At 56.8% G+C, this 14,458-nt stretch carries 15 protein-coding genes; 7 read left to right on the top strand and 8 right to left on the bottom strand.

What is annotated here, in order from left to right:
- The first annotated feature begins 370 nt into the window (after positions 1–370).
- A complete protein-coding gene (locus tag MO767_RS28635) occupies positions 371–643 on the top strand; it encodes a hypothetical protein (protein ID WP_282483260.1) in 273 nt (90 codons plus the stop codon).
- A 266-nt stretch (positions 644–909) separates the two neighbouring features.
- Positions 910–1,185, top strand: a complete 276-nt coding sequence (locus MO767_RS28630) for a hypothetical protein (RefSeq protein WP_140677298.1) — start codon at positions 910–912, stop codon at positions 1,183–1,185.
- 70 nt (positions 1,186–1,255) lie between these two features.
- On the opposite strand, the gene MO767_RS28625 is transcribed toward MO767_RS28630, so the two are convergent.
- On the bottom strand, positions 1,256–2,602 hold the full coding sequence (locus MO767_RS28625; protein WP_282483259.1) for a DEAD/DEAH box helicase: 1,347 nt from the start codon (positions 2,600–2,602) through the stop codon (positions 1,256–1,258).
- Positions 2,603–2,795: 193 nt separating this feature from the next.
- On the opposite strand from MO767_RS28625, the gene MO767_RS28620 reads away from it, so the two are divergent.
- Positions 2,796–4,094: a mechanosensitive ion channel family protein gene (locus MO767_RS28620; protein WP_282483258.1), complete on the top strand. Its 1,299-nt coding sequence runs from the start codon at positions 2,796–2,798 to the stop codon at positions 4,092–4,094.
- A 40-nt stretch (positions 4,095–4,134) separates the two neighbouring features.
- On the opposite strand, the gene MO767_RS28615 is transcribed toward MO767_RS28620, so the two are convergent.
- From MO767_RS28615 to MO767_RS28590, 6 genes are all read right to left on the bottom strand, one after another.
- The gene (locus MO767_RS28615) at positions 4,135–5,613 is read right to left on the bottom strand and encodes a S41 family peptidase (RefSeq protein WP_282483257.1); all 1,479 of its coding nucleotides are present in this window, start codon (positions 5,611–5,613) and stop codon (positions 4,135–4,137) included.
- Positions 5,614–5,887: 274 nt separating this feature from the next.
- Positions 5,888–6,151, bottom strand: coding sequence for a hypothetical protein (locus MO767_RS28610; RefSeq protein WP_282483256.1), 264 nt, complete (start codon positions 6,149–6,151; stop codon positions 5,888–5,890).
- 88 nt (positions 6,152–6,239) lie between these two features.
- Positions 6,240–6,740 (bottom strand): MepB family protein, encoded by a 501-nt coding sequence (locus MO767_RS28605; protein WP_282483255.1) that lies wholly within the window; start codon positions 6,738–6,740, stop codon positions 6,240–6,242.
- The gene (locus MO767_RS28600) at positions 6,737–7,615 is read right to left on the bottom strand and encodes a carboxylate/amino acid/amine transporter (RefSeq protein ID WP_282483254.1); all 879 of its coding nucleotides are present in this window, start codon (positions 7,613–7,615) and stop codon (positions 6,737–6,739) included. The genes MO767_RS28605 and MO767_RS28600 overlap by 4 nt, the downstream gene beginning before the upstream one ends.
- A 341-nt stretch (positions 7,616–7,956) precedes the next feature.
- Entirely contained in the window at positions 7,957–8,556 is a 600-nt protein-coding gene (locus tag MO767_RS28595) for an FMN-dependent NADH-azoreductase (RefSeq protein WP_282483253.1), read from the bottom strand.
- A gap of 150 nt (positions 8,557–8,706) precedes the next feature.
- A complete protein-coding gene (locus MO767_RS28590; protein ID WP_282483252.1) occupies positions 8,707–9,036 on the bottom strand; it encodes a 3-phosphoglycerate kinase in 330 nt (109 codons plus the stop codon).
- A 49-nt stretch (positions 9,037–9,085) separates the two neighbouring features.
- On the opposite strand from MO767_RS28590, the gene MO767_RS28585 reads away from it, so the two are divergent.
- The 4 genes from MO767_RS28585 to MO767_RS28570 all read left to right on the top strand — a co-directional run bounded on the left by MO767_RS28585 (position 9,086) and on the right by MO767_RS28570 (position 13,305).
- Positions 9,086–10,009: a LysR family transcriptional regulator gene (locus tag MO767_RS28585; protein WP_074874335.1), complete on the top strand. Its 924-nt coding sequence runs from the start codon at positions 9,086–9,088 to the stop codon at positions 10,007–10,009.
- Positions 10,010–10,023: 14 nt separating this feature from the next.
- The gene (locus MO767_RS28580) at positions 10,024–10,839 is read left to right on the top strand and encodes an alpha/beta hydrolase (RefSeq protein WP_282483251.1); all 816 of its coding nucleotides are present in this window, start codon (positions 10,024–10,026) and stop codon (positions 10,837–10,839) included.
- Positions 10,833–11,390, top strand: coding sequence for a peptidylprolyl isomerase (locus tag MO767_RS28575; protein ID WP_282483250.1), 558 nt, complete (start codon positions 10,833–10,835; stop codon positions 11,388–11,390). Before MO767_RS28580 ends, MO767_RS28575 begins: the two co-directional genes overlap by 7 nt.
- Before the next feature lie 82 nt (positions 11,391–11,472).
- On the top strand, positions 11,473–13,305 hold the full coding sequence (locus MO767_RS28570; RefSeq protein WP_282483249.1) for an ABC transporter ATP-binding protein: 1,833 nt from the start codon (positions 11,473–11,475) through the stop codon (positions 13,303–13,305).
- Positions 13,306–13,321: 16 nt separating this feature from the next.
- On the opposite strand, the gene MO767_RS28565 is transcribed toward MO767_RS28570, so the two are convergent.
- On the bottom strand, positions 13,322–14,446 hold the full coding sequence (locus tag MO767_RS28565) for a GNAT family N-acetyltransferase (protein ID WP_282483248.1): 1,125 nt from the start codon (positions 14,444–14,446) through the stop codon (positions 13,322–13,324).
- Between the last annotated feature and the right edge of the window lie 12 nt (positions 14,447–14,458).

Below are 14,458 nucleotides of genomic sequence, written 5' to 3'. Positions count from 1 at the left end.
TCCATCGCGAGCAAGCTCTCACACAATGGATCTGCCGGGCACACTATCTCCACTCACCGAAAATCCACTGTCTGCGAGCTTGCTCGCGATGGCTGACCAATATTCAACACTGATATCGACTGATTCACCGCTATCGTCGGATCGCCGCCCGGAGCAAGCTCACTCCCCCAGATGTCGGCTGTGTTTAGTCACCAGCAAATTGCCTAGAGATTATCCGGCCGCACCAGGGCATTTCCCCTACATCAAGTTCAGAACCGGCGCTCTGTTCCGCTGGGTGGCTGATCCTTATAGTCAAACCGTCGCCCAAAAGGCGACCGGGTTTGGCGACCTGATCACAGAGAGTCCTCATCAATGACAAGAGGCTCAACCCATGGATAGATACATGCCCCTAACCGGAATCGACCTGATCCCGGCCTCCCTGCTCATCGACACCCAAGCCCCGCTAGACGTCCTGCAAGCCATGGCCGACTACCGCATCCGCACCGTCACCCAGGTTCTTGAAAACATTGCTTTTCGCGCCGAGATTGGTTGCGACACGGTCGTGCTGTCTGTCTTCTCCAAACTGTTGGCCATACCATTGCGCGATGGTTGTGATTTGATGGATGTGATCGGCAGACGGTTACGAGCGCAGACTACTGAGTGACTAAGGCCGGTGTTCTGTGAGCACCCGCATCACCGGATGTTTTTTTCATCGTCGAAGGCTAAAACAGAAAAACATTTCGAGGATAAATTTGAGCGAAGCTTTCCTATGCTAGTGACGTACCGCATCACTTATAGGTTTTTTGCACAATGCCTTATCGACCAGCAGAGTCAGTGGATCGGAACCATGCAGCTTAGTGGTTGAACTTTTCATACCTTTGAACCCCCAACCGGATAACCCACCTTGACCGGAAATGAGGCCCACCCCCAATGAAAACCCTGCTGAAACTCACCCTCGCCGCCACCCTCGCCTGCGCCCTTCCCGCTTGGGCCTGCACACCTGAGGAAGCCACCGCCAAACGCGAACAATTGGCCAAGGAAGTGACCAAGCTCACCGAGCAAAACCCAGCCAAAGCCAAGGAGATCAACGCTGAGTTGCAGAAGATGGATTTGGGAACGGCGAGCAAGGATCTGCCGGACAAGTGCCAGTTGATCGATCAGCGATTGAAGGAGCTGGATTCAGCGGAGAAGAAAACCGAGGGCTGATCCGGCTCAGGAATCCCAGGCATAAAAAAACCGGACCCTGGTCCGGTTTTTTATTGGTCGCTAGAACTGCTTACTCAGCAGCCGGCGCTTCCGGCTTGCGGCGCTTGAGCGGCGCCATGCCGTCCTTGCTGACCAGCGACAGGGCGTCGGTCTTCGGGCGGTTGGCGATTTTGCGTTTGGTCGGAGCCTTGGCGCCGGTTTTCTTCTTGTCGCCTTTGGCGTCGACTTTTTTCTTCTTCACGCCAACGGCTTTGCCCGAGGCCTTGACCTTTTTCGGTCCGCCGTAGGTGCCTTTGACTTCCTTGATGGTGCGGCGCTCGAAGCTCTGCTTGAGGTAGCGCTCGACGCTCGACATCAGGTTCCAGTCGCCGTGGCAGATCAGCGAGATGGCCAGGCCATCGTTGCCGGCGCGGCCGGTACGACCGATGCGGTGAACATACTCGTCGCCGCTGCGCGGCATGTCGAAGTTGATCACCAAGTCCAGGCCATCCACATCGAGGCCGCGAGCGGCGACGTCGGTGGCAACCAGGATTTTCACGCCGCCCTGCTTCAGGCGGTCGATGGCCAGTTTGCGGTCCTTCTGGTCTTTGTCACCGTGCAGCACGAACGCTTTGTAGTCCTGCGCCACCAGGCGGCCGTAGATACGGTCGGCCATGGCCCGGGTGTTGGTGAATACGATGGCCTTCTGATAGGTCTCGTTGGCCAGCAGCCAGTTCACGATCTGTTCTTTGTGCTGGTTGTGGTCAGCGGTGATGATCTGCTGACGGGTGGTCGCATTCAGATCGCTGACGTTGTTGAGCTGCAGGTGCTCAGGGTTGTTCAGCACCTTGGCGACCATCTCGCGCAGGCCCGAACCACCGGTGGTGGCAGAGAACAACATGGTCTGCTGACGGTTGGTGCATTCCTGCACCAGACGCTGGACGTCTTCGGCAAAGCCCATGTCGAGCATGCGGTCGGCTTCGTCGAGGACCAGTACTTCAACTTCTTTGAGGTCGAGGTTGCCGGCGTTCAGTTGCTCGATCATCCGGCCCGGCGTACCGATCAGGATGTCCGGCACCTTGCGCAGCATTGCAGCCTGGACCTTGAAGTCTTCACCGCCGGTGATCAGGCCGGACTTGATGAAGGTGAACTGAGCGAAACGCTCAACTTCCTTGATGGTTTGCTGGGCCAGCTCGCGGGTCGGCAGCAGGATCAGGGTCTTGATGCTGACGCGGACTTTAGCCGGGCCGATCAGACGGTTGAGGATCGGCAAAACGAATGCAGCGGTTTTGCCGCTACCGGTTTGCGCTGTCACCCGCAGGTCACGCCCTTGGAGCGCCAGCGGAATAGCCGCTGCTTGCACAGGCGTTGGCTCGACAAATTTAAGCTCGGCCACGGCTTTGAGCAGGCGTTCGTGCAGGGCGAATTGGGAAAACACGGGTGCTACCTCGAAGAAATACAAAAAAACAGCTGCATAGGGTAACGGTTTCGAGCGCTAAGGCCGAGTTTCTTTATACAAACGGCGCTAAACAGTGGTTTTTTTGTTGCGTCTTTTGTCCTCAACCGTCATTCAAAGCGTCTTAAATGCTCTAATCGCCCCGTCGCGTCCTACAGAAGAACCGTTTTTACCCATGGATATCAAACAGCTCTGGCTCAACGTCCAAGACCTTTGGGGTGCCCTCGATCAGCACCCGCTCCTGCATTCCAGCCTGGCATTGGTGGTATTGCTGGTGGTTGCGCTGGTCCTCGGACGAGTGGCGCGGTATCTGATTCTGCATGCGACCAAAATGCTTGGTCGCCAGCCCGCGCTGCATTGGGTCAACGACTTGCGGCACAACAAAGTGTTTCATCGTCTGGCACAGATGACCCCGTCGCTGGTGATCCAGTTCGGCCTGTATCTGGTGCCGGAGCTGGGCAAGACCAGTCTGATCTTCCTCGGTAACGTTGCGCTGGCATTCACCATTCTGTTCCTGCTATTGGCGGTCAGTGCCCTGCTCAGCGCCCTGCTCGACATCTACGCGCGCACCGAACATGCCCGCACCCGCTCGATCAAAGGCTACATACAGCTGACGAAAATGGTCTTGTACGTACTCGGCGCGATCATCATTGTCGCCACGCTGATCGACCGCTCGCCGCTGTTGCTGCTGTCCGGTTTGGGCGCTATGTCGGCGGTGATTCTGTTGGTTTACAAGGACACCCTGTTGTCGTTCGTCGCCAGCGTGCAACTGACCAGCAACGACATGCTGCGGGTCGGCGACTGGATCGAGATGCCGCAAGTCGGCGCCGACGGTGACGTGGTCGACATCACGCTGCACACGGTCAAGGTGCAGAATTTTGATAAAACGATTGTTTCGATTCCAACCTGGCGCCTGATGTCCGAGTCGTTCAAGAACTGGCGCGGCATGCAGCAGTCCGGTGGACGACGGATCAAGCGAAGCCTGTTCATCGACGCCAGTGGTGTGCGGTTCATCCGAGACGACGAAGAACAGAAGCTGTCCCAGGTACATCTGCTGACCGATTACATCAGCCGCAAGCACGCTGAACTCAAGGCCTGGAACGAAGCCCAGGGCAATGTGGCGGCGATGTCGGCCAACCGTCGGCGGATGACCAATATCGGGACCTTCCGCGCGTATGCATTGGCGTATTTGAAGAGTCACCCGGAAATTCAACCGAACATGACCTGCATGGTTCGGCAGATGCAGACCACCGCTCAGGGGATTCCGCTGGAGATCTACTGTTTCACCCGCACCACCGTGTGGGCGGATTACGAGCGGATTCAGGGGGATATTTTCGATTACCTGCTGGCGGTGTTGCCGGAGTTTGGCTTGAGCCTGTATCAGCAGCCCAGTGGCGGAGATTTACGGGCCGGGCTACTGCCGGCGATGCTCGGCGCAAGCCATATTCCCGAGCCGGAAAAACACATCATGTAACACCGGTTTGCTGCGCGCTTGAGGAATGGCACCTATCCGATCATAAGTTATCAAGAACCCACTTTTGAACTGCTGCTGTATCGTTTATATCCCCATCAAAAACAAACTGGGGATTATAACTTTGATTATTTTCTCGTGTTCGGCCTCTCCATACCTTTAACGGTAGCCAGAACTGGGCACCACTCGGCAGTGTTTGAGAGCCTATATCAATATAAAGTGTATCAGCGCTCGTTGACAAACCAAAATGGACAACCCCCGGAACAGCAAGAACGACGTCCGCAAAGTCTAGACAGGCACTGGCGCAAAATGAGTCGGTAACCAGTGCAAGCTTACCTTTAAAACCTTGGGCATTGATTCCGCTCGACCCCTCTTGATCGACCGAGGAAGTGCTAGGCTGGCGCAACCAGTCTTTCTTCTCGTGAAGTGCGAGCTCCATTGACTTGGTCAAACCAAAAACAAATTGATAAGCTTCACTATTTTTTCCATAGTCGCTTTCCATGGTAGTTAGAGCTCTATTGAGTGTAGAGAGTGCAAAAGGAGAAACTCGCCACATCGCATACGCACGAGATGGCTCATCCAAGCTTTTTACCAATTGCGAGCCTAACAGAGCAGAAAGTATTTCAGCGCCAACTAAACTGTTACCGCCGCGATTACCTCGGGTATCAAGCACAACCAGCTTCGCGTCATTGATGCTCTTGATGGCGTCGAGCATTTTATCGAGGGAAGCATTCTCGGCTGCTGATGGCATAAAGTTCGATACATGTATCCAATATCGCCCGCCCCCCAAATTTTGAAGAGCTTGGGGCGGTTGAGGCTGGCGCAGGAAAGCCTCCAATTGCCCGCGATCTTCTTGCCACAATAAAGAAAAGCTTTGTCTTTCTCCATTTGGGAGAACAACCAAACAGCTTTTTGATAAGTCTCTCGACAGCACGGGATAGCTGGCATCATCGACAGTTAACTGCTTAGCCAAGTGCAACCAGGTCGAATTTAGATTAAGTCTACGATCAATATAAGGAGATAATTCACTTTCTAGTATCTCGCGCACCGATTTGTTATCACACGATATAACCTTGGAATTAATCGGCGGTAACGGTATAGGCCAATTTTTAGCGACGTGTTTCACAACGAAACTCTGCCCCTGCACATCCAAAATGAAACCTGCCCAGGAAGAACTTCCTTGATTAGGTTGATTCACCCCTACGTGTCCATCCTTGAAGCCCGCAATGTAAAAATTCAGCACGGCTTGAGAGTCTTTTCTTGAGTTGACGCGTTTGGACAGCTGACTTGCTTCCAAATAACCCTGTTCAACCCAGCCTGTAAAAGCCTTATTACTATTATCTATAGCGCCTGGATGAGAAGTAACTATCAGTTGTCGCATGGCAGAAAGATCACTGACAGTTATATTTTTCCAATCTTTTTTATGCGCTTCGCCCGCCAGCACAAAAGGCGGCAAAACAACTACAAAAAGAAGCATTAAGAACAAACTTTTGAAGTTAAACACACAGGTATTATGAGTCATTTAAAACACCAAAAAAACTAGATAAATGATGATCACATAGATGTCATCTGATCATTACGTACCAGTACACCAACGCTCGCTGCTAGCCGCGTTACCGTATGAAGAAAGTGTGAAGTTCCGAGTAGGTTAATAGCCGGTATTGACGGAGTTTGTGAAGCTTCTGGTGTCGGCACTTCGGCTTGAACGATAGGTACTTCAGCCTGAACAACAGTCGGTCTGGATTCCGGGGTATTTCTGGTGTCTTGGTGCTTGAGCCCCATATAGCCTAAACCCATCAAGCCGCCCCACAGGCAAACAGCCAACGCTGTTTTTTTTGTACGCAGATTTCATGCAGGTATTCCTTTAGTTTGGTTGTCCATGGCTTACCAGCCGAGCCCCTGCCTGCTGGCCCATCCGCCGCATCCGCGGTCTTTTGATCTTGAAAATCAAAAAAATCGCAGCTTGCGGCAGGTCTTACACGAATTTGGTTGCGCGCCTGAGATAGCCCATGCTCGCCTTGTTTCGAATGGCGGCGACGATAGCGGTTTTTGCCGGCCATCGCGACCAGTCAGGCAATGCCCCCCTGTGGGAGACTCTATGTTGCCTGTCACACCGCCATCGCGAGCAAGCTCGCTCCCAACAGGGGCTTAGCGCCCGAAGAGCCGGCGCACCTGAACGGGATCGGCATTACCGCTTTGGTCAAGCGCAAGAAAATATTTGAGCTGCCATTGCTGCGTCTTCATCGCTTGTTTGGCGACGGGTCTGGACCATGGCGGATAGACACGAATCGCGCGCTTGCCACCTTCGCCATCAATCGACATGACACCCTTGGCGGCGAGTACCTTCTGGTCAAACACAAAGTGCCCGCGATGGGTTTCATCAGCAACGCTCACCACCACAAAGGCGACGCCATCGCCGGTGTCGAGCGGTGCAATCTCGCTGGCAGGCGTTGGCCGCTTCCAGAGCGTGACGAATTGACCAATTTTGGTCGGCGTGGTTTTCGCTACGCGGAAGACCATCGCCTGGCCATTGAGGCCAAAGCGGCAGGCGCCGTAGTCGGCACTCTCCTCCTCGCGCCGAGCTTCATCCGTTAATGTCATGCCTGCGGGCTTGTAGATCTGCTCGATGGCGGTGATCAGGTCCGTCATGGCCGTCCCTGCAACGGCAGCACTTCTCGCCTGACACCCAACCGACTGATCCACACCGCCATCAGAATCACCGACCCGCCCAGGAACAACCGCCCCAGCGCTTCATGCTGATTCCAGATCAGCAAATTGATCAACAACCCCACCGGCACATGCAGGTTATTCATCACCGCAAGCGTCCCGCCGTTCACCAGGCACGCGCCTTTGTTCCACCAGTACAACCCGAGCGCAGTCGAGACCAGGCCGAGGAACACCAGTACGCCCCACTGCAGAGGCGCTTCGGGCAGGAAGTTCTGTTTGCCGAACAGCAGAAACGCCGGCAACGCCACCGCCAATGCCCCCAGGTAGAAGTAGCCAAAGCGCCGGTAATGCGGCAAATCGCTCGGATGGCGGGCCACCAGATGCTTATAGAGCACTTGCCCGGCGGCGTAGGTGAAGTTGGCCAGTTGCAGCAGCAGGAAGCCCATGAAGAAATCGGGGTTGATCCGGTCGTAGCGAATCACCGCCGCACCCATCACCGCCACCAGGGCCGCGACCAATGCCCACGGATTGAAGCGCCGGTTCAGCGCATCTTCAATCAGGGTCACGTGCAGCGGCGTGAGAATGGTGAACAGCAGCACTTCCGGCACCGTCAGCACCCGAAAGCTCAGGTACAGGCAGACGTAGGTCACGCCGAACTGCAACGCGCCGATCAGCAACATGCCGCGCATGAACGCCGGCTCGACCGAACGCCAGCGGGTCAACGGAATGAACACCAGCCCCGCCAGCACCACTCGCACCAGCACCGCAAAATAACTGTCGACATGACCAGCCAGGTATTCGCCGATCAAGCTGAAGGAAAACGCCTGAATCAGCGTGACAAAAAGTAGATAGCCCATGCTCGCCTCGTTTCGAATGGCGGCGACGATAGCGTTTTTTGCCCGTTATCGCGAACCGTCAGGCAACACAAATCCCTGTGGGAGCGAGCTTGCTCGCGATAGCGGTGTGTCAGATACGTTGATGTCGACTGACACTCAGCCATCGCGAGCAAGCTCGCTCACATGGTTTTATGCCCGCCCATCAAATCGCAGGCAAAAAAAAGCCCGATCTCGCTAAAGCGTTCAATCGGGCTACAGCACTCAGGAGCAACAAGTGCAAAGGGAGGTTCGATGCGCGTAAAGCCTTGAAGGGGTTGCGCCAGGTCACTTGAACATCAAGGGATTATCTGGCGATTAAAGCCCTAGGCGACCTGAGAAAGCTTGGCGTTGGCCTGGCTCAGGCCTTTCTCCTGGAAGTCACCGCCCAGGTTCATGCCTTCGGCGTGAATGAACGTTACGTCGTGAATCCCGATGAAGCCCATGACCTGACGCAGGTACGGTTCCTGGTGATCCGCGGTGCTGCCGGCGTAAATCCCGCCGCGGGCGGTCAGCACGTAGGCACGCTTGCCGCTGAGCAAGCCTTGCGGGCCGGTGTCGGTGTACTTGAAAGTCACGCCGGCACGCAGCACATGGTCGAGCCAGGCTTTGAGGGTGCTCGGGATGGCGAAGTTGTACATCGGCGCGGCCATGACCAGTACATCGGCAGCCAACAATTCGTCGGTCAGCTGGTTGGAGCGTTCCAGGGAAACCTGTTCGATGTCGTTGCGCTGCTCGGCAGGTTTCATCCAGCCGCCCAGCAGGTTGATGTCCAGGTGCGGCACCGGATTGACGGCCAGGTCACGAACGGTGATTTGGTCGTTCGGGTGCGCGGTTTGCCACTGGCGGATGAAGGTCTGGGTCAGCTGACGGGAAACCGAATCTTGCTGACGGGCGCTGCTTTCGATGATCAGAACACGGGACATGGCTTGTAGGCTCCATCTGAGAATGCTGTAAGGCGATGGAGTGAAGGTTAAACAGAGTTAAATCGATGGAAAAGCGCAAATAACTGCTATAAACCATCAATAAATTCGTTTATAAGCAGAGCATGCTTGGCGGGCGTGCTCCGCTTGAGGTCATTTGGGGGTGCAGGTCAGTTTGATACGCATCTTGATGATGCTTCGGTTGAACTTGGCGGTGGCATTTTTGTGTTTACCAGCGGCCACTTCGATGTTGCGGGTGCGTGGCGCTTCCGGGCCATTGTTGAAAACTACCTTACAGGCCGCATCGGTGGTGCCGTAGTTGTTCACCTGAATTGAAGCAATGTCGTTATCCGTGTCATACGCGTTGTAGTCGATGCTCAAGCCGTTCAGCTGTTTTTCAACGTCGATCGGATAGGCAAATGCCGTCAGCGGCAGCATCGCCAGCAGTAAACAACCCGATACCACACAACAAAGCTTTTTCATTCAGCAGTCTCCAATATGGGCTGCCAGCTTAGGACAAGAGGAGCTATTCATGAAAGCGCCCCGCGTGACCCTTGATCAATGGCGAACGTTACAGGCCGTGGTCGACCACGGTGGTTTCGCCCAGGCCGCCGAAGCGCTGCACCGCTCGCAATCATCGGTGAGCTACACCGTGGCGCGCATGCAGGACCAGCTCGGCGTGCCGCTGTTGCGCATCGACGGCCGCAAGGCGGTGCTGACCGAGGCCGGTGGCGTGTTGTTGCGCCGCTCGCGGCAACTGGTGAAACAGGCCAGTCAGCTGGAAGACCTGGCCCATCACATGGAACAAGGCTGGGAAGCGGAAGTGCGGCTGGTGGTCGACGCCGCTTACCCGAGCGCCCGCCTTGTCCGCGCCTTGACCGCGTTCATGCCGCAGAGCCGTGGCTGCCGGGTGCGTCTGCGTGAAGAAGTGTTGTCAGGCGTTGAGGAGGTGCTGCTCGAAGGCGTGGCCGATCTGGCCATCAGTGGTTTCAGCATCCCGGGTTATCTGGGCGCGGAATTGAGCGACGTCGAATTCGTCGCGGTCGCCCATCCCGAGCATCCCTTGCATCGCCTCAATCGCGAGCTGAATTTCCAGGACCTGGAAAGCCAGCTGCAAGTGGTCATCCGCGACTCCGGCCGCCAGCAGCCACGGGACGTCGGCTGGCTAGGCGCGGAACAGCGCTGGACCGTCGGCAGCCTGGCCACCGCGGCGACTTTTGTCAGCAGCGGTCTGGGTTTCGCCTGGTTGCCTCGGCACATGATCGAACGAGAAATCAAGGAAGGCCTGCTCAAGCTGCTACCGTTGGACCAGGGTGGCAGCCGCAATCCGAGCTTCTACCTGTACTCGAACAAGGACAAACCCTTGGGTCCGGCCACGCAGATTCTCATCGAACTGCTGCGCACTTTCGACACTGCACCGCTGGATGCACCTTTCGCCGCCCCTGAACAAGCCTGACACGGAGTGTACGCATGGCCTATTTCGAACATGAAGGTTGCAACCTGCACTATGAGGAATATGGCCACGGCACGCCGTTGCTGCTGGTCCACGGGCTGGGCTCCAGCACCCTGGACTGGGAAAAGCAGATCCCGGCGCTGTCGGCCCGCTACCGGGTGATCGTCCCGGATGTGCGAGGCCACGGTCGCTCGGACAAACCCCGCGAGCGCTACAGCATCGCCGGGTTCAGTGCCGACCTGGTCGCGCTTATTGAACACCTGAACCTCGGCCCGACACATTATGTGGGACTTTCCATGGGCGGGATGATCGGTTTTCAACTGGCCGTGGACCAGCCGCAATTGCTCAAAAGCCTGTGCATCGTCAACAGCGCGCCCGAGGTCAAACTGCGCAGCCGCGACGATTACTGGCAGTGGTTCAAGCGCTGGAGCCTGATGCGCGTCCTCAGTCTGGGCGCCATCGGCACGGCCCTGGGCGGCAAGCTGTTCCCCAAACCCGAACAGGCTGACCTGCGACAAAAAATGGCCGAGCGCTGGGCAAAAAACGACAAACATGCTTATCTCGCCAGCTTCGATGCAATTGTTGGCTGGGGGGTTCAGGAACGACTTTCGAGGGTCTCCTGTCCAACGCTCATCGTCAGCGCCGACCGTGACTACACACCGGTCTCGCTGAAAGAGACCTACGTAAAACTGCTGCCCGATGCGCGGCTGGTGGTGATCGCCGATTCGCGCCACGCCACCCCGCTGGATCAACCCGAAATGTTCAACCAAACGCTGCTCGAGTTTCTCACCGCAGTCGACACCACCTCACTCAGGATCACTGACCCATGCTGAAAAAAATCGCCCTCGTCGCTGGCTCCGTTCTGTTTGCCGCCAACCTGATGGCCGCAACGCCCGCCAAGGCGCCGCACGTGCTGCTGGAAACCACCAACGGCCAGATCGAAATCGAACTGGACCCGGTCAAGGCGCCGATCAGTACCAAGAACTTCCTTGAGTACGTCAACAGCGGCTTCTACAACAACACGATTTTTCACCGCGTAATTCCGGGCTTCATGGTCCAGGGCGGCGGTTTCACTCAACAAATGCAGCAGAAAGAAACCAAGGCACCGATCAAGAACGAGTCCAAAAACGGTCTGCATAACGTCCGTGGCACGCTGTCCATGGCCCGCACCTCTAATCCTGATTCGGCCACTAGCCAGTTTTTCGTGAACGTCAAAGACAATGACTTCCTCGACAGCGGTGACGGCTATGCGGTGTTCGGTAAAGTCGTCAAAGGCATGGACGTGATAGACGTCATCGTCAACTCGCCAACCACCATGCGCGGCGGTATGAAAGATGTGCCAGCCGACCCTGTGTTCATCAAGTCGGCCAAAGTCATCGACTAAGCTACGCAGGAAGTCTTGAGCGGCTGCCGGAGTGCGCCGCTTACACTGTTCAAAGGAGAGCCCGTGCGCGGGCGGAGAACCGATGCTTTATCGCCGTTTCGAGAAACTGATCGACATTTTCCGCGATGCCCCGACGGCCGCTCCGCCGGATCGGGTTCTCCCTTTTTATACCTATTATCTGAAGCAGGTCTGGCCGAGTTTCGCCGTCCTGCTCTTCGTCGGTCTGATCGGTGCGCTGATCGAAGTGGCGCTGTTCAGTTACCTGAGTCGCATCATCGACCTGACCCAAGGCACGCCCAACGTCGATTTCTTCAAGGAACATGGCATCGAGCTGGCCTGGATGGCGGTGGTAGCCCTGGTTTTTCGGCCGATTTTTGTTGGCCTGCATGACCTGCTGGTGCACCAGACACTGAGTCCCAGCATGACCAGCCTGATCCGCTGGCAGAACCACAGTTACGTGCTCAAACAGAGCCTGAATTTTTTCCAGAACGACTTCGCCGGGCGCATCGCCCAACGCATCATGCAGACCGGCAACTCGCTGCGCGATTCGGCCGTGCAAGCGGTTGACGCGCTGTGGCACGTGCTGATCTACGCGATCAGTTCGCTGGTGCTGTTCGCCGAAGCCGACTGGCGCCTGATGATCCCGCTACTGACCTGGATCGTCGCCTTCATCAGTGCCCTTTACTACTTCGTGCCACGGGTCAAGGAACGTTCGGTCGTGTCCTCCGATGCGCGCTCCAAACTCATGGGGCGAATTGTCGATGGCTATACCAACATCACTACCCTGAAGCTGTTCGCCCACACCAACTTTGAGCAGCAATACGCTCGCGAAGCGATCAAGGAACAAACCGAAAAAGCCCAACTGGCCGGCCGGGTGGTCACCAGCATGGACGTGGTCATCACCAGCATGAACGGCTTGCTGATCGTCGGCACCACCGGCCTGGCCCTGTGGTTGTGGACGCAGTCGCTGATCACCGTAGGCGCGATTGCCCTGGCCACCGGCCTGGTGATCCGCATCGTCAACATGTCCGGCTGGATCATGTGGGTGGTCACCGGCATTTTCGAAAACATCGGCATGGTTCAGGACGGTTTGCAGACCATTTCTCAACCGGTCAGCGTCACCGATCGAGAGCAGGCCAAGCCGCTGGCGGTCACCCGTGGCGAAGTGCGTTTCGAGCACGTGGATTTCCACTACGGCAAGAAGAGCGGGATCATTGGCGACCTCAACCTGACCATCAAGCCCGGCGAGAAAATCGGCCTGATCGGCCCGTCCGGTGCCGGCAAGTCAACACTGGTCAATCTGCTGCTGCGCCTCTATGACGTGGAAGGCGGGCGCATCCTCATCGACGGCCAGAACATCGCCGAAGTCGCCCAGGAAAGCCTGCGCGAGCGCATTGGCATGATCACCCAGGACACGTCCCTGCTGCATCGCTCGATCCGCGACAATTTGCTGTACGGCAAACCCGACGCCACCGACGCCGAACTCTGGGAAGCGGTGCACAAGGCCCGCGCCGACGAGTTCATCCCATTGTTGTCGGACTCCGAAGGTCGCACCGGGTTTGATGCCCACGTCGGTGAACGCGGGGTGAAACTCTCCGGCGGTCAGCGTCAACGGATTGCGATTGCTCGCGTGCTGCTCAAGGACGCGCCGATCCTGATCATGGACGAGGCCACCTCGGCGCTGGACTCGGAAGTCGAAGCGGCGATCCAGGAAAGCCTGGAAACACTGATGCAGGGCAAAACCGTGATCGCCATCGCTCACCGGCTCTCGACCATCGCCCGCATGGACCGGCTGGTGGTCCTGGAAAAAGGCAAGATCGCCGAAACCGGTAGCCACGCCGAACTGCTGGCCCATGGCGGGTTGTATGCGCGGTTGTGGCAGCACCAGACGGGTGGGTTTGTCGGGATCGATTGAATCGATCCTGCCCCCTTCAGTCTTGCCGGTAAGGCAAGGCCGTCCTCGCTTCCTCGGCATACGCCAGCACGCCAACGCGCTCTTGCTGCAGGAAGTCTTTGACGGCGGCTTTCAGGCCGGGATGACGCAAGTAGTGCCATGAATGAGTGATCACAGGTTCGAACCCGCGAATCAACTTGTGCTCGCCCTGGGCACCGGCATCGAAACGCTGGATGCCATTGGCAATCGCGTAGTCCATGCCCTGGTAGAAACAGGTCTCGAAATGCAGACGGTCGAACTCCGCCAGACAGCCCCAGTAACGACCATAAAAGCTGTCGCCGCCCACCAGACTGAAGGCCATGGCCACGGGCCGTGAGCCTTGCTTGGCCAACACCACACGAATCGACTCTGGCATGCGCTCGGCCAGCAAACTGAAAAACTCCCGCGTCAGATACGGCGCTTGCCGACGCACTGCGTAGGTATTGGCGTAGCAGGCATAGACAAAATCCCACTGTGCCTGATCGAGCTGCCTACCTTCAAGCCATTCGAAATCAATGCCCTGCCCCGCCACTTGTTCACGTTCCTTGCGCATCTGCTTGCGCTTGCGCGAACTGAGGACGTCGAGGAAGTCCTGAAAATCCCGATAGCCACGATTCTGCCAGTGGTACTGACAGCCGATTCGCTGCAACCAGCCTGGCTGCTCGGCCAAGGCTGCGTCAGTGAACGGGTCGGTGAAGTTGATGTGGGCACTGGAGAGTTCTTCGATCTCAAGGTAGCCCGGCAGGCTTTTCAACAGCTCGAAACCGTCCTCGAGCGTGGCCGCCAGCAAACGCGGGCCACTGACCGGACTGAACGGCACAGCCGTCAGCAGCTTGGGGTAATAGTCGATACCAGCACGCTCACACGCATCAGCCCAGGCGTGATCGAACACGTACTCGCCATAGGAATGCCATTTGCGGTAACTGGGCAGCGCGGCAATCAGGCGATCGCCTTCGATGTGCAACAAATGCTCGGGTCGCCAGCCGGAATGAGGACCGACGCTGCCGCTGTCTTCCAGCGCGCTGAGAAAGGCGTGGCGCAGAAAGGGCTGATTCTCGGGCACCAGGGCATCCCACGTCTGCGACGCGATTTCGGACAGACTTTCCAGACGTAGCAGCGGCATTGGTTCTTCCCT

Source organism: Pseudomonas sp. UYIF39 (assembly GCF_029963765.1).
GTDB lineage: Bacteria > Pseudomonadota > Gammaproteobacteria > Pseudomonadales > Pseudomonadaceae > Aquipseudomonas.
This window is presented reverse-complemented; position numbering and strand designations above follow the sequence as displayed.

Excerpts from the sequence above, each read along its gene's own strand:
- MO767_RS28600 (WP_282483254.1), bottom strand. The coding sequence starts at position 7,615 with ATGGGCTATCTACTTTTTGTCACGCTGATTCAGGCGTTTTCCTTCAGC.
- MO767_RS28610 (WP_282483256.1), bottom strand. The coding sequence starts at position 6,151 with ATGGCCGGCAAAAACCGCTATCGTCGCCGCCATTCGAAACAAGGCGAG.
- MO767_RS28630 (WP_140677298.1), top strand. The coding sequence starts at position 910 with ATGAAAACCCTGCTGAAACTCACCCTCGCCGCCACCCTCGCCTGCGCC.
- MO767_RS28580 (WP_282483251.1), top strand. The coding sequence starts at position 10,024 with ATGGCCTATTTCGAACATGAAGGTTGCAACCTGCACTATGAGGAATAT.
- MO767_RS28635 (WP_282483260.1), top strand. The coding sequence starts at position 371 with ATGGATAGATACATGCCCCTAACCGGAATCGACCTGATCCCGGCCTCC.
- MO767_RS28590 (WP_282483252.1), bottom strand. The coding sequence starts at position 9,036 with ATGAAAAAGCTTTGTTGTGTGGTATCGGGTTGTTTACTGCTGGCGATG.
- MO767_RS28575 (WP_282483250.1), top strand. The coding sequence starts at position 10,833 with ATGCTGAAAAAAATCGCCCTCGTCGCTGGCTCCGTTCTGTTTGCCGCC.
- MO767_RS28585 (WP_074874335.1), top strand. The coding sequence starts at position 9,086 with ATGAAAGCGCCCCGCGTGACCCTTGATCAATGGCGAACGTTACAGGCC.
- MO767_RS28570 (WP_282483249.1), top strand. The coding sequence starts at position 11,473 with ATGCTTTATCGCCGTTTCGAGAAACTGATCGACATTTTCCGCGATGCC.
- MO767_RS28620 (WP_282483258.1), top strand. The coding sequence starts at position 2,796 with ATGGATATCAAACAGCTCTGGCTCAACGTCCAAGACCTTTGGGGTGCC.
- MO767_RS28605 (WP_282483255.1), bottom strand. The coding sequence starts at position 6,740 with ATGACGGACCTGATCACCGCCATCGAGCAGATCTACAAGCCCGCAGGC.
- MO767_RS28615 (WP_282483257.1), bottom strand. The coding sequence starts at position 5,613 with ATGACTCATAATACCTGTGTGTTTAACTTCAAAAGTTTGTTCTTAATG.
- MO767_RS28595 (WP_282483253.1), bottom strand. The coding sequence starts at position 8,556 with ATGTCCCGTGTTCTGATCATCGAAAGCAGCGCCCGTCAGCAAGATTCG.
- MO767_RS28565 (WP_282483248.1), bottom strand. The coding sequence starts at position 14,446 with ATGCCGCTGCTACGTCTGGAAAGTCTGTCCGAAATCGCGTCGCAGACG.